This is a genomic window from Allobosea sp. OK403 (genome assembly GCF_900113835.1).
GTDB lineage: Bacteria > Pseudomonadota > Alphaproteobacteria > Rhizobiales > Beijerinckiaceae > Allobosea.
In genome coordinates, this window is sequence record NZ_FOQV01000002.1 from 514154 (window position 1) to 533457 (window position 19304).

Genomic DNA, 19304 nt, shown 5'->3' on the forward strand with positions numbered 1-19304 from the left:
GGAACCTGACGAGGCCGGATCAACCGGCCCGCTTCATCACAGGAGGAGAACGCTCGATGTTGAAACGCAGCTTCCTGGGCGGCGCGCTCGCCGCCCTCGCTTTTGCCGGTATGACGCCCGCCTTGTCCCAAGCCTATCCGACGCGGCCGATCACCCTGATCGTGCCCTATGCGCCCGGCGGCGCCACCGACATCATCGGCCGCGTCATCGCCGAGGAGGTCTCGCACACGATCGGCCAGCGCGTCGTGGTCGAGAACCGCGCCGGCGCGGCCGGTAGCGTCGGTGCGGCGGCCGTGGCCCGGGCCCAGCCCGATGGCTACACCCTGCTGATGGGTGCGCTCACCAGCCATTCCATCAATATGGGCCTGCAGGCCAAGCCCGGCTTCGACCTGAAAAAGGATTTCGCGCCGGTCACGCTCGCCGGCACGGTTGGCCTCGCGCTCGTCGTCCACCCCTCGGTGCAGGCCAAGACCATCCCCGAGCTGGTCGCACTGGCCAAGGCCAGGCCCGACGACTTCAACTACGCTTCCTCCGGCAATGGCTCGCCGCAGCATCTGGCGGGCGAGATGTTCAATGCGCGGGCCGGCACCAAGCTCGGCCATGTCGCCTATCGCGGCTCGGGCCCGGCGATGACCGACATGATCGGCGGTCAGGTCAAGGTGATGTTCGACACGATCCCCTCCGTGCTCCAGCATGTGAATGCCGGCTCGCTGAAGGCGATCGCGACGACCGGCCGCGAGCCCTCGCCCTTCATGCCGGATTATCCGACCGCGATCTCGCAGGGCCTGGCCGATTTCGAGATCGGCTCCTGGTTCGGCGTACTGGCCCCGGCCGGCACACCGCAGCCCGTCATCGACAAGCTCAACACCGAGATCGGCAAGGCGCTGAGGAGCTCGCGGGCGCTGGAGGCGATGAAGCTCCAGGGCGTCGCGCCCAAGCCGGGCACGCCGGCCGAGGCGGCTGCGCTGATCGACAGCGAGATGACGAAATGGAACGAATTGATCAAGGCGACCGGGATCAAGCCGGAATGAGGGCGCGATGACAGGAACCATCCAGCGTGTCGCCATCGTCGGCGCCGGCATGATCGGTGCGAGCTGGGCAGCGCTTGCCACCGCCCACGGCCTCGACATCTGCGCCTATGATCCGGCTCCGGAAGCCGAGGTAAAGTTTCGCGCCTATGTCGAACGCGCTCGCGCACAACTCGCCGAGCTCGGCCTGATCGGCACCGGCGACATCGCCTTTTCCGGCAATCTCGCAGAAACCTTGTCCGGTGCACAATTCGTGCAGGAAAACGGCCCCGAGAACGAGGCCGTGAAGCGCGAGCTGCTCGCCCGCATCGATGCCGGAAGTCCGCAGGATGCGATCATTGCCAGCTCGACTTCGGCGCTGGTCCGCAGCGCCATCGTCGCCGATTGCGCAAACCCTGCCCGCATCATCGTCGCCCATCCGTTCAACCCGCCGCATCTCGTGCCGCTGGTCGAGATCGTCGGCGAGGACGAGGCTATGGTTGCGCGCGCCACCGCCTTTTACCGCGAGCTCGGCCGCCGGCCGGTGATCCTGAACCGCGAAATGCCCGGCCATATCGCCAACCGGCTGGCCTCGGCGCTCTACCGGGAGGCGGTGCATCTGGTCGAGCAGGGCGTCGCCAGCGTCTCCGAAATCGACGCGGCTTTGTGCAATGGTCCCGGTCTGCGCTGGGCCCTGATGGGGCCGCATATGACCTATCATCTCGGCGGCGGCGAAGGCGGCATCGCTGGCTACCTCGCCCATCTCGGCCCAAGCCAGGTGCGGCGCTGGCAAGCGCTGGGCAATCCGGGCCTGGGCGAGGAGGTCCAGCGCGCGATCATCGCCGGCATCGCGGAAGAAGCTGCCGGCCGTTCGATCGCTGAACTGGAGACGCGCCGCGACGAGGGTCTGCTTGCCTTGTTGAAGTCGCGCAAACTCGTCAGCGAGTAGCACGCTTCGCCTGCGATCAGGCGAAAACGCGCGGCCGCAATCCCGTGTGGAACCAGGTGATCATCGAATAGATGTCGTAGACCGGCAATCCGGTCGCGGCCTGCACCGCCGCGGCATAGGGCGGCATATTGGTGCATTCCAGCACGATCGCGCCGACATCCGGGTTCTTCGCGATGAGGTCGAGCGCGGCTTCGACCACATCCTGCTCGGCAAGGTCGATGTCCATGTCGTCCTTCTCGGCCTTGATCAGGACGCGGAAGAATTCCTGGCCGTTCTCGGTGCCCGCAACCGGCACGTCGAGCGGCACGCCCGCCGCTTCGAGATGAGCCGGGCTCAGCGTTCCCGCCGAAACCGTGACCAGCCCGACGCGCTTGCCGGGCGGCAGCGTCGCCTGCACCCAGGGCACCTGCATCAGTGACGAGGTCGCGACGGGAACGCCGACAGCAGCAGCGATCTCACGCTGGAACAGCGACAGGAAGCCGCAATTGGTCGTGATCGCCTCCGCGCCGAGGCGGACGAGATCCCGGGCTGCATTGATGAAATCCGGCAGCAGGCCGGCAGCGCCCTGCATCACCACCTTGTCGGGGCTCGCGCCGGACACCACGCGGTACAGCACCGGGAACGGCCAGGTCGCGCCATTGCCCATATCGCCGATGATGCGAGGGAAGCGCGCCTCCAGCATCAGGATCCCGAGCGGCGCGCCATAGATCGCCTTGCCGCCGCGCGCGATGCGGCCGGTAGCCGGCGAAAGAGTGCGTGACGTCATCGAGGTATTCCACAAGGGCTGAGCAGTAAGGGCTCCGGGCGGACGGAGAGGCGCTGCCCGCCGCTGGCGTCACGTTCTCGCGTAGACATCCTCGAGGCGGACAATGTCGTCCTCGCCGGTATAGGAGCCGACCTGGACCTCGATGAGCTCGAGCGCGATCTTGCCGGGGTTGGCGAGGCGGTGGGTGCAGCCGATCGGCAGGTAGATCGACTCGTTCTCGTGGATATAGGAGACCGCGCCGTCGAGGGTGACCTCGGCGGTGCCCGAGACCACGACCCAATGCTCGGCGCGGTGGAAATGCTTCTGCAGGCTGAGCAACCCGCCGGGCTTGACGTTGATGCGCTTGACCTGGAACCGCGCCCCGAGATCGATACGCTGATACCAGCCCCAGGGCCGGTAGATGCGCAGATGCTCGCTCGCCTCGCGCCGGCCGTCGCTCTTCATCTGCTCGACCAGCACCTTGACGTTGGCGGCCTGCGCCTTGGTCGTGACCAGGACCGCGTCGCGCGTCGTTACGACGACGGCGTCATCAAGCCCGATCACCGTCGTCAGGATGTCCTCGCTGCGCACCAGCGTACCGCGCGTATCGAGCGCGACCACCGGCCCTTCCAACACATTACCATCGCCGTCCTTCGGCTTGACCTCATAGATCGAGTCCCAGGCGCCGACATCCGACCAGTCGAAGCTCGCCGCGAGCACGCCGGCATGCTTGGTCTTCTCCATCACGGCGTAATCGATCGAGACCTTCATCGCCCGCGCGAAGCTGGCCGCATCGAGCCGCAGGAAGTCGAGGTCGCGTTTAGCCTCGGCAAGCGCGGCGCGCGCACCCTCGATCACCTCCGGCGCATAGAGGTCGAGCTCCTCGATCATCCGGGCGGCTGCAAAAACGAAATTGCCGCTGTTCCAGAGGAAGCCTTGGTCGACATAGAGCTGGGCCGTCTTCGCATCCGGCTTCTCGACGAAGCGAGTCAGGCGGCTCGCACCAGGCACGTCGAGCGCGCCGCCGGGCTCGAGATAGCCGTAACCGGTCGCGGGCTTCGTCGGCACGATGCCGAAGGTCATGATCAGGCCCGAGGCCGCAAGCGTTGCAGCCTTGGCGCAATCGGCGCGGAAGCCGTCGACATCGGCGACGATATGGTCGGCCGCCAGCGCGACACAGATCGCATCCCCCGCCCGGCTGCTCGCCAGGAGCGCGCCGACGGCGATGGCGGCAGCGGAATCGCGCCGCTCCGGCTCCAGGACGATGTCGCCTGCGACACCGACCGCCTGCATCTGCTCGGCGACGACGAAGCGGAATTCATGATTGGTGACGACGATCGGCTTGTCGAAGGAGGCATCCTTCACCCGCAGCAGCGTTGCCTGGAAGGTCGACAGACCGTCATCCAGCAGGCCGATGAACTGTTTGGGCATCGTATCGCGTGACAAAGGCCACAGCCGCGTCCCGGAACCACCAGCCATGATCAAGGGTATGATGTGCGCTGAAGCCATGATGCTGGTGTCGACCTGAATGAGGATAATCGGCAAGTTTTTCTACGGGAGACGGCAGTCATAGCCAAGCTTGACCGCAGCGGAAAGTGCCGGCGGACAGCAGCAAGGCACGCCGCAACGGCGCGCCGTTCGAGCCGGGCAGCGCCGGGTGGCTTGATCCGCGGCAAACGCCGCCGGTCATTTGCTCGCACGTGACGGAGCCGGCCCGTCCCGCCAACCATGCGACCGCCGAATTTCGTCTCGTTTCGGTACAGTCCGCAGCGGTACGCCGATTGCGATTTCACCACCGAAAGCGTTCCCGGCCGGACAAGTGTTCCGATCCGGGTCGCCGATTGCAGCACGGACCTTCGGGCTCCCGCGCCATGGTGGAGTCGGGCAGGATGGCAAGCGTCGACGATCTGAACTACGCGGCCGGACGAACCGGAGAGGCACGCGTCAGGCCAGAGCGCAGCTCCCCCTTGCGACACTGGATCGGCCTGATCACCGCGCTGACCGACGCCGTCGTGATCATGGCCATCGTCGCCCTCACCTCGGTCACATACCACCTGCTGGCTTTCGATGAGTTCGGCAGCGCCCGGATCATGCTGGAGCTGGCGATGATGCTGGCGGCCATCTTCGTCTTCAGCAATCTGCTGCGCGGCCGCTACCAGATCGCCAATTATCTCTCGACCAAGGGGCAGGTTTCAGCGGCCTTCGCGGTCTGGAACATCACCATGATCGCCTTCATCGCGATCACCTTCATGGCCAAGACCATCGATCACTATTCGCGCGGCGTGATCATCGCGACCTATTTCACCGCTCCCCTCCTGATCGCGCTGGCGCGCTCATCCATCACCCGCAGCATCTCAATGGCGAGCAAGACCGGGCGCATCACCTCCGAGCGGATTTTCCTGATCGGACGTGAGCAGGACGTCATGTCCTTCGTCTCCCGGCACCAGCCCTGGAACATCGGCTTCGCCATCGTCGATGTCGCCTTCCTCGGCGACACCGATAATCCGGATGCGCTCGCAGCCGACCTCGGCTCCGCCGTCGCGCGCTGTCGGGCGATGCAGCCGGACGCGATTTACATCGCCATGCCCTGGTCGAAGCAGGAGGCGATCGACGCCTGCATCGACGCCTTCATGAACCTGCCGGCCGCGATTCACCTCGCCCCGGAGCGGATCATGGACCGCTTCGACAACCCCCATATCGTCCGCACCGGAACCTTCGCCAGCCTCCGCCTGACGCGACCGGCCCTGTCCGCCCTCGAGAACACCGCCAAGCGCATTTTCGATATGGTCGGCGCGCTGACGATCCTGCTCCTGAGCCTGCCGCTGCTACTGCTGATCGCCCTCGTGATCCGGCTCGATTCAGCGGGCCCTGTCCTGTTCCTGCAGCGTCGTCATGGCTTCAACCAGCGGACCTTCCGCATCTTGAAGTTCCGCACCATGACCACGACCGATGACGGCGACGTCATCCGCCAGGCGCGGCGCAACGATCCGCGCATCACCCGCGTCGGCCGCGTGCTGCGGCGCTATAATCTCGACGAATTGCCGCAATTGCTGAATGTCGTCGCCGGCCAGATGTCGCTGGTCGGCCCGCGCCCGCATGCCCTGGCGCATGACCACGAGTTCCAGCGCAAGATCGCGCTTTATGCGCGCCGCCATAACGTCAAGCCCGGCATCACCGGCTGGGCGCAGGTCAACGGCCTGCGCGGCGAGACCGATACCGACGAGAAGATGGCCAAGCGTATCGCCTATGACCACTGGTACATCGACAATTGGTCGTTCTGGCTCGATCTTGGCATCCTGCTACGGACGGTCTTCAGCAAGAAGGCCTTCGCCAATGCCGGCTGATCGGAGCGTCTCGCCGGCTCACAGAACGAGAGGCTGTTTAGGGAACTCTGCGCCGGATCAGGAGCGCTCCTGCACGAGCGCGCGCTTCCGCGCCACGGCGAGATAGGCCAGGGCCAACACGACCGCGACCGCCGCGCCTGCGACCTTGACCACGGCGTCGTGAATCCGGCCATGGCGCGTAGCCTCAAGATATTGGGCGGCCTCGAGCATGACGATCGCGACCGACATCGCGAGCAGGACCCGGCCAAGGTGGCGCGGATAGGCGGCAGCGAAGGCCGATGTGATGACGAACCAGCCAAGGAAGCGGCTGATGTCCGGAATCTCGTCGAAGAGATGCGGCCTGGATCCGATCGGCATGATCGAAACCCAGACGAGATAAGCAAGCCCGATCCAGGCGCAAACCAGGGCTGCCGATTTGAAGACGCGCATGAACAACCCCAACACAGCATTGTCGGCCGGACACGGCCAACCCATCGAATCGGCGCCGCCATCAGCCGGGATTACCCGGACCGGCTGACTTATCCGCTAACGACCACGGATCGCGGAAGCAAGACCGCGATCAGAGCGCCTCCGCCAATGCCGGCGCGATGATCGGGTCGACACAGATCATGGGCTGCGCCGGAACCGCCTCATATTCCGCATGGATCGAGCGGCTGACATAGGATTTGTAGCCGAGCCAGGAGCCCAAGGCACTCTGACAGCGCCCGCAGGACACGACGGCTTCATCGGCCAGCACGGCGGGGAGGACGATCGAGGGCGAGCCGCAGGCGCTGCAGGCGAACTGAGCCGTCCCATCCGTTCCCGTCATCAATTCGTCTCCATTCGGCACAAAACGCGAAGGCGCGCCAGAACAGCAATATCGAGGCCAAGATGAACGGTTGCCGTCAGATCTGAAGAACCTCTCCGTCGATCCACGCACGCGCCAACTCGCGAAGCCGCCGGCCTTGTGCGAGACTGAGCGCCTGAAGAGGCCGGCCCGGTGGCCGAGACCAGCGGGCTGCTTGGCGTGAACTACCGTCAGATCGAAATCTTCTCGGCCGTGATGAAGGCCGGCACCGTCTCGCGCGCAGCGGAGCTGATCGGGCTGACGCAGCCGGCCGTCAGCCGCGCCATCGCGGAACTGGAACGCGCCATCGGCTTCTCACTGTTCGACCGTGTTCGCAACCGCATCATCCCGACGCCGGAAGGCAAATTATTCTACGCCGATATCGAGCGCTCCTTCCTCGGCATGGACACGTTGCGCGCGGCCGCCGCGCGCATCCGCGACCAAGGCTCGGGCCAATTGCGCATCGGCTCGCTCTCGGCGCTGGGCTCCTCTCTTGTCCCGCGCGCGGTGAAGCGTTTCCGCGTGGTGCATCCCGATATCCGCGTCACGCTGATGGTGCTGCCATCGCGGGACGTACGCGACGGCGTGGCCTCGGGTGAGTTCGACATCGGGCTGGCGGCGGACGAGATCGACGTCACCGGCGTGCTGCACCAATCCTTCGTCACGCCGCGCGTCCTCTGCGCCCTGCCGCAGGGCCATCCCTTGGCAGCGAACGAGATCATCGGCCCCCATGATCTCGATGGCGTCGATTTCATTGCCTATGTCCCCGAGGATCGAGCCCGGCAGCGCCTTGACCTGATCTTCACCGAAGCCGGCGTCGCCCCCAACATCGTGGTCGAGACGATCTATGCCGCGACCGTCTGCGCCCTGGTGGCCGAGGGTGTCGGCGTTGGCCTCGTCAGCCCCTATGCTATCGCCGGAGCAGATCCGACCCGGCTGGTGCTGCGGCCCTTCGAGCCCGTGGTTCAGAGCAAGAGCCTGCTGATCCTGCCGCTCGACCGCCCCAAATCCCAACTCGTGCGCGATTTCATCGACTGCCTGATGGCGGCGCGCTGACGCGACCGCTCTGGAGCGGGGCAGGTATAAATCCTAGGCATCGTCTCATTACCGCAACGCGATTGTCGCCCGGGCAACGGCCTCTATCGTCGCAGACGGCTGATAGAGCCGGGTGATTTCGGATGGGATCACCGAGTGATCCCATCCGAAATCTGAATCCGTCTCTCATCTAAAAGTGAGAGCAGGATCAATGCGAAAAACCGGTTCCCACTTTTTCGCATCCTGCTCGAGAGGGAGCATGCCATGCCGTTCTTTTCCAAACGCATCACGATGGCTGCCATGGCGCTTGGCCTCGTCGCGGCCGCCCCCTGTGCGACACAAGCCCAGCAATCCAGCCTCGCAGGCAAGACCATCACCATCGGCATCCATAACCGCGCACCCTGGGGCTATCGCGACAAGAATGGCGATGTGATCGGCTATCATCCCGATCTGGTGCGCGCAGCACTCGCCCCGCTCGGCGTCAAGGCAATCGAGTTCACCGTGGCCGATTTCGGCGCGCTGATCCCCGGCCTCTTGGCCAACCGCTTCGACATCATCGCATCCGGTGTCGCCATTACCCCAGCGCGCTGCCAGCAGGTGCTCTTCGGTGAGCCCGATCTCTCGGCCGGCGACGGGCTGCTCGTGCTCAAGGGCAATCCGCTGAACCTGCACAGCTATGAGGACATCATCAAAAATCCGAAGGTGAAGCTCGGTGGCGGGCGTGGCACGGAGAACGCCAAGAATGCGCTCGCAGCCGGCGTGCCCGAGGACCGTCTCCTGCTCTTCCCCAACAACGAGGCAGTGGTCAGCGCCATGCTGGCCGGCCGCGTCGATGCCGCGACCCTGTCGGCGCCCAGCGTATCGGGACTGATGGAAGCCGGCGGCATGAACGGCATCGAGCGCGCCTTGCCGTTCAAGGGCTATGTCCGGCCCGACGGCAGCGAATACATGATGGCAACTGCCGTGGTGTTCGCCCCCAGGGACAAGGAGTTGCAGGCGATCTACAACGCGCAGCTCGCCAAGCTGAAGGCCGACGGCACGGTCAAGGCATTGATGGACAAATATAACTTTACCGACGCCGAGGCGCCTCCGCACGCTAGCTCCGCCGAACTCTGCGCCAAAAACTGACGCCCAGAAAAACTGACGCTCAGACCAGAAACCCACCGTCATCATGACATTCGCCGAGGTTCTTGCCGGCATTTTCGAAGGCTTCCGGGTCACCGTCCTGGTCACCCTGCTGGGCATGCTCTACGCCGTGCCCTTCGCCTTCATCGCCGGCGTCGCGCAGTACAGCGCGCGCGGCTGGCCGCATGCCGCGATCACCGCGCTCATCGAATTCTGGCGTTCCTCGCCGGTCATCATCCTGCTCTACGCCTTCTATTACACGCTACCGGGCTTCGGATTGCGGCTGTCAGGCCTCACCGTCGGCGCGATGGTGCTGGGGTTGAACATCGGCGCCTATGGCAGCCAGGCGGTGCGCGCAGCGCTGCAGGCGCTGGATCGCGGCCAGGTCGAGGCTGGACGCTCTATCGGCCTCAGGCGCTGGCAGATCCTGCTGCTGATCGAACTGCCGCAGGCGCTGCTAGCGATGATGCCGACCTTCATCAACCAGTTCATCCAGCTGGTGAAGGGCACGGCGCTGGTCTCGCTGATCACGCTCAGCGACATGACCTTCCGGGCCAAGGAGATCTCGCAGATCCATTACGACCCGGTGAAGGTCTATACCGGGCTGCTCGTCGCCTATTTCATCATCTGCTACCCAGCGACCGTGGTCGGACGCTGGCTGGAGCGCAAGGTCGGCGCCGGACGGAAGCTCGTCCACGATGTTTGACTTCGGCTTCGCCCTGTCGATCATTCCCACCATAGGGAAAGCGCTGACGACCACGCTCACCGTGACGCTGCTGAGCTGCATCTTCGCGGCGCTCCTGGGCTTCGGCCTTGAGATCGCCCGCCGCTCCAACAAGCTGATGCGCTACGCGATGCGCTTCGTCATCGACTTCATCCGCTCGACACCGGTGCTGGTGCAGCTCTACTTCCTCTACTACGTGCTGCCCGTCTACGGCATCAAGCTGCCGGCTCTGGTCGTCGGTGTCGCGGCATTGAGCATCTATTATTGCGGCTACCTCGCCGAGGTCTTCAAGGCTGGCATCGACGGCATCGCGCGGGGCCAATTCGAGGCGGCCAAGGCGCTCGGGCTTGGCCGCTTCCAGACCGTCATCCTGGTCATCGCCCCGCAGATGCTGCGCAACATCGCCGCGCCGATGGGCAGCTATTTCATCTCGATCTTCAAATCGACGCCTTATCTCGCGGTCATCGCCGTGCCGGAATCCTTCGGCTCGGCGCTCGATATCGCCTCCGACACCTTCCGCTATGGCGAGCCGCTCGCGGTGGTCGGCGCGATCTTCCTCGCCATCGCCGTCAGCTTCTCCTGGCTCATTCACCGCTTCGAGGCGCGTCTCGCCCTCCCAGGCCGGTGACAGCTTCCGATACGCCCCGCCATCCCGATCCGAGGCCTGCCATGGATACAGAATTCCTCGCGACGCTGACGCAATGGCGCCGGCAGCTTCACGCCCAGCCGGAGCTCTCCGAGCATGAGCACGGCACCGCCGCCTTCGTGCAGGAGAGGCTGACCGAGCTCGGCATTCCCTTTGTGGCGGGCATCGGCGGCGCCGGCATCGTCGCGACGCTGAGCCGGCCGGGCTCGAACCGCTCCGTCGGTCTGCGCGCCGACATCGACGCCCTCCCGATCGCTGAAGAAAACGACGCTCCCTATGCCTCCAGGACGCCCGGTGTGATGCATGCCTGCGGGCATGATGGCCACACCGTCTCCCTGCTCGGGGCAGCCGCCACATTGGCGCGCGATGCGAGCTGGAAAGGCACGGTGCAGTTCATCTTCCAGCCGGCGGAGGAGAACGGCGTCGGCGCCAAGGCGATGCTCGCCGACGGCCTGCTCGAGCGCTTTCCGATGGAGCGCGTCTTCACCTTCCATAACTGGCCAGGGCTCGAGGCCGGCACGGTCGCCGTCCATGACGGGCCGGTAATGGCGGCGGGCGGACGTTGGCGCGTCACCCTGCACGGCCTGGCAGGCCATGCCGCGATCCCGCACCAGACGCGCGACCCGATCGTCGCCGCCGGCCACCTCATCGTCGCGCTCCAGACCATCGTGGCGCGCAATGTCGACCCGATCGACGCCGTCGTGCTCTCGATCGGCCAGGTCAGCGGCGGCGTCGTCAGCAACCAGATTCCGCCGAGCGTCACGCTGCTCGGCACCTTGCGGACCTATCGGCCGGAGGTGCGCGAGGCCGTGATCAAGCGGATGAGAAGCATCATCTCCGGCATCGCCGAGGCCTATGACATGCGCACGGATGTCGAGATCCTCTCGACCGGGCGCGCGGCGATCAACACCAAGGCCGAGGGCGAGCTCTCCGTCGCCGCCGCCAGAATGGCAGGCCTGGCCGTCCGCCGCGACCTGCGCCCGAGCACCACCGGAGACGACTTCTCCTTCCTGCTCCAGCAGCGCCCCGGCGCCTATGTCTGGATCGGCAACGGCCCGGCCGGGCCCGACGGCGAACTGCACAACTCGCGCTACGACTTCAACGACGCGATCCTGCCGGCGGCCGTGGGCTGGCTGACGAATGTCGCCAAGCTCGCCCTCACGGAGGCGCCGGGCGCCTGAGCTTCGCTGACAAACCATAAGCCGGGGTCATGATCTCATGATCCCGGCTCGATTGTCTCGACCTACCAGGTTCGTCAACCTGACGTATCGAAAGAGGCCCATCATGCACGATCTGACCCGCTGCGTTCACCATCCCGCCGTCTCCGACGAGGGCTATGCCAGCCTCGCCGTCGCGACCCACCGCGCCTCGACCATCGTCTACAAGGATGCGGCAAGCTTCGCCGCCCGCAAATATCGCGGCTTCGACGGCTATACCTATGGCCTGCACGGCACACCGACGACACGCACGCTGGAGGCGCAGCTCTCCGAGCTCCATGGCGGTGTACGCACGGTTCTCGTTCCCTCCGGTCAGGCCGCCGTCACCATCGTGATGCTTTCGGTCCTGCTGCCAGGCGACAAGGTGCTGATCCCCGACCATGTCTATCCGCCAGTCCGCAGTTTCTGCGAGGAGTACCTCAAGCCGCGCGGCATCGATTATGGCGTCTACGACCCGCTGATCAGCGCCGGCATCGCCGACCTCATCGACGACAGGACCAAGCTCGTCTGGGTCGAGTCACCGGGCTCGGGCACCATGGAGGTGCAGGACGTGCCCGCCATCGCAAAGGCGGCCAAGGCCAAGGGCGCGCTCGTCGGCTGCGACAACACCTGGGCAACCCCGCTCCTGTTCAAACCGCTGGCGCATGGCGCCGATTTCGCCTGCGAAGCGCTGACCAAATATGTCGGCGGCCATTCCGACCTGCTGCTCGGCTCGGTCACGGTCGCCGACATGGCGCTGCGGCAGAAGCTCAAGGAGACCCTGCGCGGGCTCGGCGTCGGCGTCTCGCCCGACGAATGCGCGCTGGCGCTTCGCGGCATCGAGACCATGGGTCTGCGCGTCGCACATATGGGCCGCGTCTCCGAGGATTTCGCCCGGCGCCTGACGCATTCTCCGGCGGTCGAGACAGTGCTGCATCCAGCGCTGCCGTCATGCCCCGGCCATGACTTCTGGAAGCGTGACATGGGCCGCTCTTCGGGTGTCTTCAGCGTGGTGCTCAAGCCGGTCGCCGAGGCGGAACTCGAAGCCGCGCTGACCGCGTTGAAAATCTTTGCGATCGGCGCGTCCTGGGGCGGCACGCGCAGCCTGATCGCACCCATGGCCGTGAAGGGCGACCGCACGGTCAAGCCCTGGACGCATCCGGGCGTGGTCCTGCGCATCAGCATCGGGCTGGAGGATCCCGACGACCTCTGGAACGATCTCGACGCCCTGCTCGTCGCGCTCGAACGACCGACGGCAGCCAAGGTCGCCTGAGCAAAACCATCTCTGGGAGAGGAACGAACGCGGCGGCAACGCACCGCCGCGCAGGGAGAGCTTTGTCCAAAATCAACAAAAAGGGGATCTGGAATGAAACGCATACTGCTCCATCTGGCGACCGCGGCCATGCTCGCTGTGAGCCTCGCCATGCCCGCCTTCGCGGCCGACACGCTGAAAACCATCCGCGAGCGCGGCAAGATCATTTGCGGCACGAGCCCCGGCGTCGCCGGCTTCTCGCTACAGGACGCCAATGGCCGCTGGGAGGGCTTCGACACCGATATCTGCCGGGCGCTCGCCGCCGTCATCTTCAACGACCCGGACAAGGCCGCTTATGTCCCGCTGACCTCGAAGGACCGATTGATCGCTCTGCAGGCCGGCGAGGTCGATGTGCTGCCGCGCACCACGACCTGGACCCTGTCGCGAAACGCCAGTCAGGGCGTCACCTTCACTGGCGTGAACTATTATGACGGTCAGGGCTTCATGGTGACGAAAAAGCTCGGCGTGACCTCGGCGAGCCAGCTCGGCGGTGCCTCGATCTGCGTGGCGCAGGGTACGACGAGCGAGCTCAATCTCGCCGATTACTTCCGCAAGCTCGGCCAGAAATACGAGCCCACCGCCTTCGCCACCTCCGAGGAAGCCTTGCGCGCCTATGAGGCCGGACGCTGCGATGCCTACACCACGGACATCTCGGCGCTCTCGGCCAACATGCTGAAATTCCGCGTGCCGGAAGAGCATGTCGTGCTGCCCGAGGTGATCTCGAAGGAGCCGCTCGGCCCCTGGGTCCGCAGCGGCGACGAGGTCTGGTTCAATCTCGTGCGCTGGACACTGTTCGCGCTGATCAATGCCGAGGAGCTCGGAGTCACCAAGGCCAATATCGCCGAGATGACCAAGTCGACCAATCCCGAGATCAAGCGCTTCCTCGGGCAGGACGGCAAATTCGGCGAGGCGATGGGGGTGAGCAATGACTGGGTCGTGCGCATCATCGCGGCCGTCGGCAATTACGGCGAGAGCTTCGAGCGCCATCTCGGCCAGAAATCCCGTATGCGCCTAGCGCGCGGCCCCAACGCCCTGTGGACGCAGGGCGGCCTGCAATACAGCCCGCCCTTCCGGTGAAGACGCTCGCGCGCGGGCTTCAGAAGCCCGCGCGCAGCCGTCCGTGCACGGGTCGGCGGCACCCAGTCGATCGCGGCAACCTGCGTGCTGCAGATCAACCTGCCGGGACCGAGATCGCCATGCCGTCGCGCTGCGGATCGGCGCCGCCTGAGCAACGCCCGTCATCGATCCTGATGCCGTGCAGGGCCGCGAAGGGATAGCTCTGGGCCGAGCGCTTGATGTCATAGCCCAGAGCCGCGAGTTCATCGCTGACGCTGCGGCGGATGCGGTTCGCGATGTCGATCGAATTCGAAACCGCGACGATGCGCGGCGCGGCGACCGCCTCCAGCATCGACATGCCGAAATCGACGACGTTCATGATGCCTTGCGCCATGGCGGGCGCGATATAGCTGCCGCCCGGCGCACCCATCACGATGAAGGGCTTGTCGTCCTTGAAGACGATGGTCGGCGCGGCCGAAGAGGAGCGGCGCTTGCCCGGTGCGATCGACCCTGCGCGGCCTGGGCGCGGATCAAAACGGCTCATCGTGCCGTTATACATGAAGCCCAGCCCTGGCGTGATCGCGCCCGATGGGCTGCCCAGCGTATGCGTCAGCGCGACTGCGTTGCCCTGGCTGTCGACCACCGAGATATGCGTGGTCTCGCGCGAGGAGGAGCGCTCCAGCCGCTTCACATCGGCACGCTCGCCGCGGCGGATGCTGTCAGCCTGGGCGGCGGCATGCTCCTTCGAGATCAAACGCTCGACCGGTACGTCGACATAAGCCGGATCGCCCATATGCTGGTCCTTGTCGATGGTCATGCGCTTCATCGCCTCGGCCAGAAGCCGGACATGCTCCGTGCCGCCATGGCTCAGCGCGCCGATCTCGAAATTCTCCAGCATGTTGAGGATCTGCAGCATCAGCATGCCGCTCGCCGGCGGCGGGCTGGTCGAGATGCGGTGACCGCGATAGGAGCCCCAGACCGGCTCGGCGACCGAAAGCTCATAGGCCGCCAGATCCTCGCGCGAAATCAGGCCGCCATGTGCCGCGAAGTCGGCAGCGATCTCCTCGGCGAGCTCGCCCTTGTAGAACAGCTCCGCCCCGCCCTTGGCGAGACGTTCGAGCGTGTTGGCCATGTCGGGATTGGCAAGCAGATCGCCGACGCGCTTCAGGCTGCCATCAGGCCGGAAATACAGGCTCTTGCCGGTTTCGCTGTAGCGCAGCTTGTCGGCGGTGTTGACCTGGCCCGAGCCCTTCTGATCCTGCGACCAGAACCAGTGCATATGCGGGCGCACCAGCACGCCGCTCCTCGCCTGCGCGATCGCAGGCGCGATCACATCGGCCCAGTCCATCGTGCCGAAGCGCGAGAGCGCGTAGTCATAGCCCTTGACGCTGCCCGGCGTGCAGACGGCGAGATGGCCGAACTCGCTGATGCCACCCTCGAGCAGGAAGGCGAAGCCGTCGCGCGACTGGCCGAGCAATTTGTCGACCCACATCTCGGGCGTCGCCGAGAGCGAGGCTTTTGCGTAGAACTCGACGATCTGGTGGACGCCACGATCAGGCATGTAGAGCTGCATCGAGCCGAAACCGCCGATGCCCGACATCAGTGGATCGACCACGCCTTGCATGAAGGCGCAGGCGATGGCGGCATCGACCGCATTGCCGCCGCGCTCCAGCACCGCCGCCCCCGCCTCGGCGGCCTCGGGCTGCGGGCAGACGATCATTCCGTTCTTCATCGAACTGGCCTCTGACATTGGGATAGCGCTCAGGTGACCGTCATTCTCGGGCGGAGCGAAGCGGAGACCCGAGAATCTCATGACGAGATGACACTGGTTTCCGAGATGGTCGGGTCAAGCCCGACCATGACGTCGCATCGTCAGCCCGATTTCGGTTGCACCGTATCCGGCTCGCCCAACCGCCAGAACAGCCTCACCCCGCCATCCCCGCTGCTTTCCAGCCCCGGCACGGCCGAGAGCAGCTTGCGGGTATAGGCGTGCTTGGGATCGTCGAAGATCTGGTCGCGCGAGCCCTCCTCGACGATGCGGCCCTCCTGCATGACCACGACACGGTCGGCGACCTGCTCGACCACGCCGAGATCATGGCTGATGAACAGGCAGGAGAAGCCATGCTTGCGCTGCAATTCCGCGAAGAGTTCCAGCACCTGGGCGCGCACGGTGACGTCGAGCGCCGAGACCGGCTCGTCGGCGATGACGAAGCTCGGCCGGCGCACCACGGCGCGCGCGATCGCGACGCGCTGGCGCTGACCGCCGGAGAGTTCATGCGGAAAGCGCTCGGCAAAACCGTTGCCGAGGCCGACCTCGGCTAGCACCTCGGCGACGCGAGCCTTCTTCTCGGCAGCTCTCATACCCGGCACCAATCGCAGCGGCTCGGTGACGAGCTCGCCGATCGACATGCGCGGATCGAGCGAGGAATAGGGATCCTGGAACACCATCTGGCAGTTCAGCCGGTAATCCCAATAGGCCGTCTCGCTCTTGAAGATCGGCTTGCCGTTGAACAGGATCTCGCCGCCGCTCGATTTGACGAGCCCAGCGATGGACTGGCCGAGCGTGGTCTTGCCGGAGCCCGAGCCACCGACGACTGCGACGACCTCGCCCGGTCGCACTTCGAGCGAGATGCCGTGGAGCGCGCGCTTGGGCGCCGATTTGCGGAAGAAGCGCTGCCGGCCGGGATAGTCGACGACGAGGTCGCGCACCGCGACGATCGGCGTCTTCGCCTGTGGGAGCTCGCGGGCCAGGCCGCGCAGCGGCATCGCGGCGAGCAACTTGCGGGTATAGGGGTGCTGCGGCCGCGCCAGGATGTCGTCGGCCGCGCCCTGCTCGACGACGTCGCCCTGGCTCATCACGACGATGCGGCTGCAATAGCGCGCGACCATGCCGAGATCATGCGAGATCAGCAGGACAGCCGTGCCGTTCTCCTTGGTCAGATCGACCATCAGCTCCATGACGTCGCGCTGGACGACCGCGTCGAGTGCGGTCGTCGGCTCGTCGGCAAGCAGCAAGGCGGGCTTCAGCAGCATCACCGAGGCCAGCATGATGCGCTGGCGCATGCCACCGGAGAACTGGTGAGGGAAAGCGTGGAGCGCGCCTTCTGGATCGGAGAGGCCGACGCGCCGGAGCATGTCGAGGATCAGCGCCCGTCGGCCGGCCGCATTGAGATCACGATGAAGCGCAAGGCCCTCCTCGAGCTGCCGGCCGATCATCATCGACGGGTTGAGCGAGGTCATCGGCTCCTGGAAGACCATGCCGACCTTGGAACCGCGCACCGCACGCAGGCGTTTGGGCGCCATCGTGGTGATCTCGTCGCCGTCGAACAGGATCGAGCCGGAAACGAGTTTCACCGCCGGCGGGACGAAGCCCATGATGGCGCGGGCCGCCAGGGTCTTGCCTGAACCGGACTCCCCGACGATGCCGACGATCTCGCCCGGCGAGACCGAGAAGCCGACATCGTTGACGACGGTTTTGCCGGACGCGCCGATCTTGAGCGTGAGATTGGATACCGCGAGCAAAGGCTTGCTCTCGGACACGGGATTGCCGGCGCTCATCGCATGCCCCTCATCCGCGGATCGAGCCGGTCGCGCACCGCGTCGCCGAGCAGGTTGATGCCGAGCAGCGTCAGCGAGATGCACAGGCCGGGAAAGATGCCGAGCCACATCGCCTGGCCGATATAGGGGCGCGCTCCCGCAAGCATGTTGCCCCAGGTCGGGGCCGGCGGCGGCACGCCCAGCCCCAGGAAGGAGAGCGAGCTCTCGGCCAGCAGCACATAGCCAAACATCGAGGTCGCCAGCACGGTCAAAGGCGCGATGCAGTTCGGCAGGATGTGGCGGGCCATGGTGAAAGCCTCGGAATTGCCCATCACGCGCGAGGCGGCGATGAACTCCTTCTCACGCAACGACAGAACCGTGCCGCGCACGATGCGCGCGACCGACGGCGTATAGGCGATGCCGAGCGCGACGATGATGCCGTATTTATTGGCGCCGACGACCGCCAGCAGGCCGAGTGCCAGCAGGATGCCGGGGAAGGCCAGCAACGCGTCGTTGAAGGCCATGATGACCCGGTCGACCCAGCCGCGGACATAGCCCGAGAACAGACCGATCAGCGTGCCGAAGATCACGGCGAGCGCCACCGTCAGCAGGCTGATCCAGACGCTGGTGGCGGCGCCCGCCATCAGGCGCGAGAGCACGTCGCGGCCGAATTCGTCGGTGCCGAGCCAATGGGCGGCGCTTGGTGCGGCGAGCTTCTCGCGAAAGGAGAGCTTGAGCGGATCATAGGGTGTCCAGAGCGCGCCGGTGCCGGCAGCGATGAGGAGGCCGCCGATGAGGCCGCCCCCGATCAGCGCATTGAATGCAGGGAGCCTCATTGCGCCGTCACCCTCGGGTCGAAGATCGGATAGCAGAGATCGATCACGAGATTGACCAGCACGTAACAGAAGGCGACGAAGAGCATGCAGCCCTGGATGACGGGGTAGTCGCGGGCGAAGATCGAATCGACCAGGAGCCGGCCGAGGCCCGGGATGGTGAAGACGGTTTCGACGACCGCGATGCCGCCGAGCAGATTGCCGAGCACGAGGCCGATCAGAGTCCAGGTCGGCCCGAAGGCGTTCTTGAAGGCATGGCGCCAGAGCACCGCGCCTTCCGAGAGCCCCTTGGCGCGGGCATGGGTGATGTAGTCGAGCCGCAGCACCTCGAGCGTCGAGGCCCGCGCCATGCGCAGGATCACGCCGATCTCATGCAGGAACAGCGTCAGGATCGGCATGATCAGATAGATGATACCGCGCCAGGGGTCGTCGCCGATCGAGACATAGCCCACCACCGGCAGCCATTCGAGCTTGAGGCCGAAGAACAGCAGCAGCAGCAGGCCGAGCCAGAAAGTTGGGATCGAGAGCAAGAGCGTGGCGGCGCCGACGAGGCCGAGATCGAGCGTCGTGTCCTGCCGCCAGGCGGCGATGACGCCGGCCGGCACAGCGACGAGGCTGGCGAAGAACACCGCGACCAGCACGATCTGGGCGCTGACCCAGAAGCGCGACAGGATCAGCGGCAGGATCGGCTCCTGGCTATTGATCGAGATGCCGAGATCGCCCTTCAGCAGATGGCTAAACCAGATGCCGAACTGCGTGGGCAGGCTCTGGTCGAGCCCGAGCCGGGCCCGCAGATCGGCGATCGAAGCGGGCGTCGCGAGGTCGCCCAGCATCAATGAGGCCGGATCTCCCGGTATCAGGCGGATCAGGACGAAGACCGACACCGCCACGATCAGCAGGGTCGGGATCGCCATCACGATCCGGGTCAGTGCAAAACGCAGCATCGGGCTCTCCCCGGTTCAGGACTGT

General features: G+C 65.6%; 18 protein-coding genes. 10 read left to right on the forward strand and 8 right to left on the reverse strand.

Annotation, left to right across the window (positions count from 1 at the left end; translation table 11 throughout):
- Positions 1-56 precede the first annotated feature (56 nt).
- The gene (locus BMZ97_RS08365; protein ID WP_092167432.1) at positions 57-1031 is read left to right on the forward strand and encodes a Bug family tripartite tricarboxylate transporter substrate binding protein; all 975 of its coding nucleotides are present in this window, start codon (positions 57-59) and stop codon (positions 1029-1031) included.
- A gap of 7 nt (positions 1032-1038) precedes the next feature.
- A complete protein-coding gene (locus BMZ97_RS08370; RefSeq protein ID WP_092167433.1) occupies positions 1039-1956 on the forward strand; it encodes a 3-hydroxyacyl-CoA dehydrogenase NAD-binding domain-containing protein in 918 nt (305 codons plus the stop codon).
- A 16-nt stretch (positions 1957-1972) separates the two neighbouring features.
- Here BMZ97_RS08370 and BMZ97_RS08375 read toward each other — a convergent pair whose 3' ends face one another.
- The gene (locus tag BMZ97_RS08375) at positions 1973-2722 is read right to left on the reverse strand and encodes an aspartate/glutamate racemase family protein (RefSeq protein WP_092167435.1); all 750 of its coding nucleotides are present in this window, start codon (positions 2720-2722) and stop codon (positions 1973-1975) included.
- Between the two features lie 69 nt (positions 2723-2791).
- The gene (locus BMZ97_RS08380; RefSeq protein ID WP_092168794.1) at positions 2792-4210 is read right to left on the reverse strand and encodes a mannose-1-phosphate guanylyltransferase/mannose-6-phosphate isomerase; all 1419 of its coding nucleotides are present in this window, start codon (positions 4208-4210) and stop codon (positions 2792-2794) included.
- Positions 4211-4590: 380 nt separating this feature from the next.
- Between BMZ97_RS08380 and BMZ97_RS08385 the strand changes: the two genes are divergently transcribed.
- Positions 4591-6045 (forward strand): undecaprenyl-phosphate glucose phosphotransferase, encoded by a 1455-nt coding sequence (locus BMZ97_RS08385; protein ID WP_175525480.1) that lies wholly within the window; start codon positions 4591-4593, stop codon positions 6043-6045.
- 57 nt (positions 6046-6102) lie between these two features.
- On the opposite strand, the gene BMZ97_RS08390 is transcribed toward BMZ97_RS08385, so the two are convergent.
- A complete protein-coding gene (locus BMZ97_RS08390) occupies positions 6103-6474 on the reverse strand; it encodes a hypothetical protein (RefSeq protein WP_092167438.1) in 372 nt (123 codons plus the stop codon).
- Positions 6475-6604: 130 nt separating this feature from the next.
- Positions 6605-6853 carry a hypothetical protein gene (locus tag BMZ97_RS08395; protein ID WP_092167439.1) on the reverse strand — a complete coding sequence of 83 codons (249 nt, stop codon included), beginning with the start codon at positions 6851-6853 and terminating at the stop codon, positions 6605-6607.
- A 171-nt stretch (positions 6854-7024) separates the two neighbouring features.
- Here BMZ97_RS08395 and BMZ97_RS08400 point away from each other — a divergent pair, with 171 nt between their 5' ends.
- The 7 genes from BMZ97_RS08400 (at position 7025) to BMZ97_RS08430 (ending at position 13986) form a co-directional block, all read left to right on the forward strand.
- Positions 7025-7927, forward strand: a complete 903-nt coding sequence (locus tag BMZ97_RS08400; RefSeq protein ID WP_244546305.1) for a LysR substrate-binding domain-containing protein — start codon at positions 7025-7027, stop codon at positions 7925-7927.
- A 243-nt stretch (positions 7928-8170) separates the two neighbouring features.
- On the forward strand, positions 8171-9034 hold the full coding sequence (gene ehuB, locus BMZ97_RS08405; protein ID WP_092167441.1) for an ectoine/hydroxyectoine ABC transporter substrate-binding protein EhuB: 864 nt from the start codon (positions 8171-8173) through the stop codon (positions 9032-9034).
- Between the two features lie 43 nt (positions 9035-9077).
- Positions 9078-9737 (forward strand): amino acid ABC transporter permease, encoded by a 660-nt coding sequence (locus BMZ97_RS08410; protein WP_092167443.1) that lies wholly within the window; start codon positions 9078-9080, stop codon positions 9735-9737.
- On the forward strand, positions 9730-10383 hold the full coding sequence (ehuD, locus tag BMZ97_RS08415) for an ectoine/hydroxyectoine ABC transporter permease subunit EhuD (RefSeq protein WP_092167445.1): 654 nt from the start codon (positions 9730-9732) through the stop codon (positions 10381-10383). Before BMZ97_RS08410 ends, ehuD begins: the two co-directional genes overlap by 8 nt.
- Before the next feature lie 41 nt (positions 10384-10424).
- Positions 10425-11582, forward strand: coding sequence for an amidohydrolase (locus BMZ97_RS08420; protein ID WP_092167446.1), 1158 nt, complete (start codon positions 10425-10427; stop codon positions 11580-11582).
- Positions 11583-11685: 103 nt separating this feature from the next.
- On the forward strand, positions 11686-12870 hold the full coding sequence (metC, locus tag BMZ97_RS08425; RefSeq protein ID WP_092167448.1) for a cystathionine beta-lyase: 1185 nt from the start codon (positions 11686-11688) through the stop codon (positions 12868-12870).
- Positions 12871-12963: 93 nt separating this feature from the next.
- On the forward strand, positions 12964-13986 hold the full coding sequence (locus BMZ97_RS08430) for an amino acid ABC transporter substrate-binding protein (protein ID WP_092167450.1): 1023 nt from the start codon (positions 12964-12966) through the stop codon (positions 13984-13986).
- 94 nt (positions 13987-14080) lie between these two features.
- On the opposite strand, the gene ggt is transcribed toward BMZ97_RS08430, so the two are convergent.
- From ggt to BMZ97_RS08450, 4 genes are all read right to left on the reverse strand, one after another.
- On the reverse strand, positions 14081-15697 hold the full coding sequence (gene ggt, locus BMZ97_RS08435; protein ID WP_092167452.1) for a gamma-glutamyltransferase: 1617 nt from the start codon (positions 15695-15697) through the stop codon (positions 14081-14083).
- Positions 15698-15837: 140 nt separating this feature from the next.
- Complete coding sequence (locus tag BMZ97_RS08440) at positions 15838-17523, reverse strand: ABC transporter ATP-binding protein (protein ID WP_092167454.1); 1686 nt, start codon at positions 17521-17523, stop codon at positions 15838-15840.
- Positions 17520-18338: an ABC transporter permease gene (locus BMZ97_RS08445; RefSeq protein WP_092167456.1), complete on the reverse strand. Its 819-nt coding sequence runs from the start codon at positions 18336-18338 to the stop codon at positions 17520-17522. The genes BMZ97_RS08440 and BMZ97_RS08445 overlap by 4 nt, the downstream gene beginning before the upstream one ends.
- Complete coding sequence (locus BMZ97_RS08450) at positions 18335-19279, reverse strand: ABC transporter permease (protein WP_092167458.1); 945 nt, start codon at positions 19277-19279, stop codon at positions 18335-18337. The genes BMZ97_RS08445 and BMZ97_RS08450 overlap by 4 nt, the downstream gene beginning before the upstream one ends.
- Positions 19280-19304: the final 25 nt, after the last annotated feature.

Bases quoted from the DNA above. Each gene is read 5' to 3' on its own strand.
- BMZ97_RS08385 (WP_175525480.1), top strand. From the start codon at position 4,591: ATGGCAAGCGTCGACGATCTGAACTACGCGGCCGGACGAACCGGAGAG.
- BMZ97_RS08380 (WP_092168794.1), bottom strand. From the start codon at position 4,210: ATGGCTTCAGCGCACATCATACCCTTGATCATGGCTGGTGGTTCCGGG.
- BMZ97_RS08375 (WP_092167435.1), bottom strand. From the start codon at position 2,722: ATGACGTCACGCACTCTTTCGCCGGCTACCGGCCGCATCGCGCGCGGC.
- BMZ97_RS08450 (WP_092167458.1), bottom strand. From the start codon at position 19,279: ATGCTGCGTTTTGCACTGACCCGGATCGTGATGGCGATCCCGACCCTG.
- BMZ97_RS08410 (WP_092167443.1), top strand. From the start codon at position 9,078: ATGACATTCGCCGAGGTTCTTGCCGGCATTTTCGAAGGCTTCCGGGTC.
- BMZ97_RS08420 (WP_092167446.1), top strand. From the start codon at position 10,425: ATGGATACAGAATTCCTCGCGACGCTGACGCAATGGCGCCGGCAGCTT.
- BMZ97_RS08430 (WP_092167450.1), top strand. From the start codon at position 12,964: ATGAAACGCATACTGCTCCATCTGGCGACCGCGGCCATGCTCGCTGTG.
- BMZ97_RS08370 (WP_092167433.1), top strand. From the start codon at position 1,039: ATGACAGGAACCATCCAGCGTGTCGCCATCGTCGGCGCCGGCATGATC.
- BMZ97_RS08440 (WP_092167454.1), bottom strand. From the start codon at position 17,523: ATGAGCGCCGGCAATCCCGTGTCCGAGAGCAAGCCTTTGCTCGCGGTA.
- ehuB (WP_092167441.1), top strand. From the start codon at position 8,171: ATGCCGTTCTTTTCCAAACGCATCACGATGGCTGCCATGGCGCTTGGC.
- ggt (WP_092167452.1), bottom strand. From the start codon at position 15,697: ATGAAGAACGGAATGATCGTCTGCCCGCAGCCCGAGGCCGCCGAGGCG.
- BMZ97_RS08365 (WP_092167432.1), top strand. From the start codon at position 57: ATGTTGAAACGCAGCTTCCTGGGCGGCGCGCTCGCCGCCCTCGCTTTT.
- ehuD (WP_092167445.1), top strand. From the start codon at position 9,730: ATGTTTGACTTCGGCTTCGCCCTGTCGATCATTCCCACCATAGGGAAA.
- metC (WP_092167448.1), top strand. From the start codon at position 11,686: ATGCACGATCTGACCCGCTGCGTTCACCATCCCGCCGTCTCCGACGAG.
- BMZ97_RS08445 (WP_092167456.1), bottom strand. From the start codon at position 18,338: ATGAGGCTCCCTGCATTCAATGCGCTGATCGGGGGCGGCCTCATCGGC.
- BMZ97_RS08390 (WP_092167438.1), bottom strand. From the start codon at position 6,474: ATGCGCGTCTTCAAATCGGCAGCCCTGGTTTGCGCCTGGATCGGGCTT.
- BMZ97_RS08395 (WP_092167439.1), bottom strand. From the start codon at position 6,853: ATGACGGGAACGGATGGGACGGCTCAGTTCGCCTGCAGCGCCTGCGGC.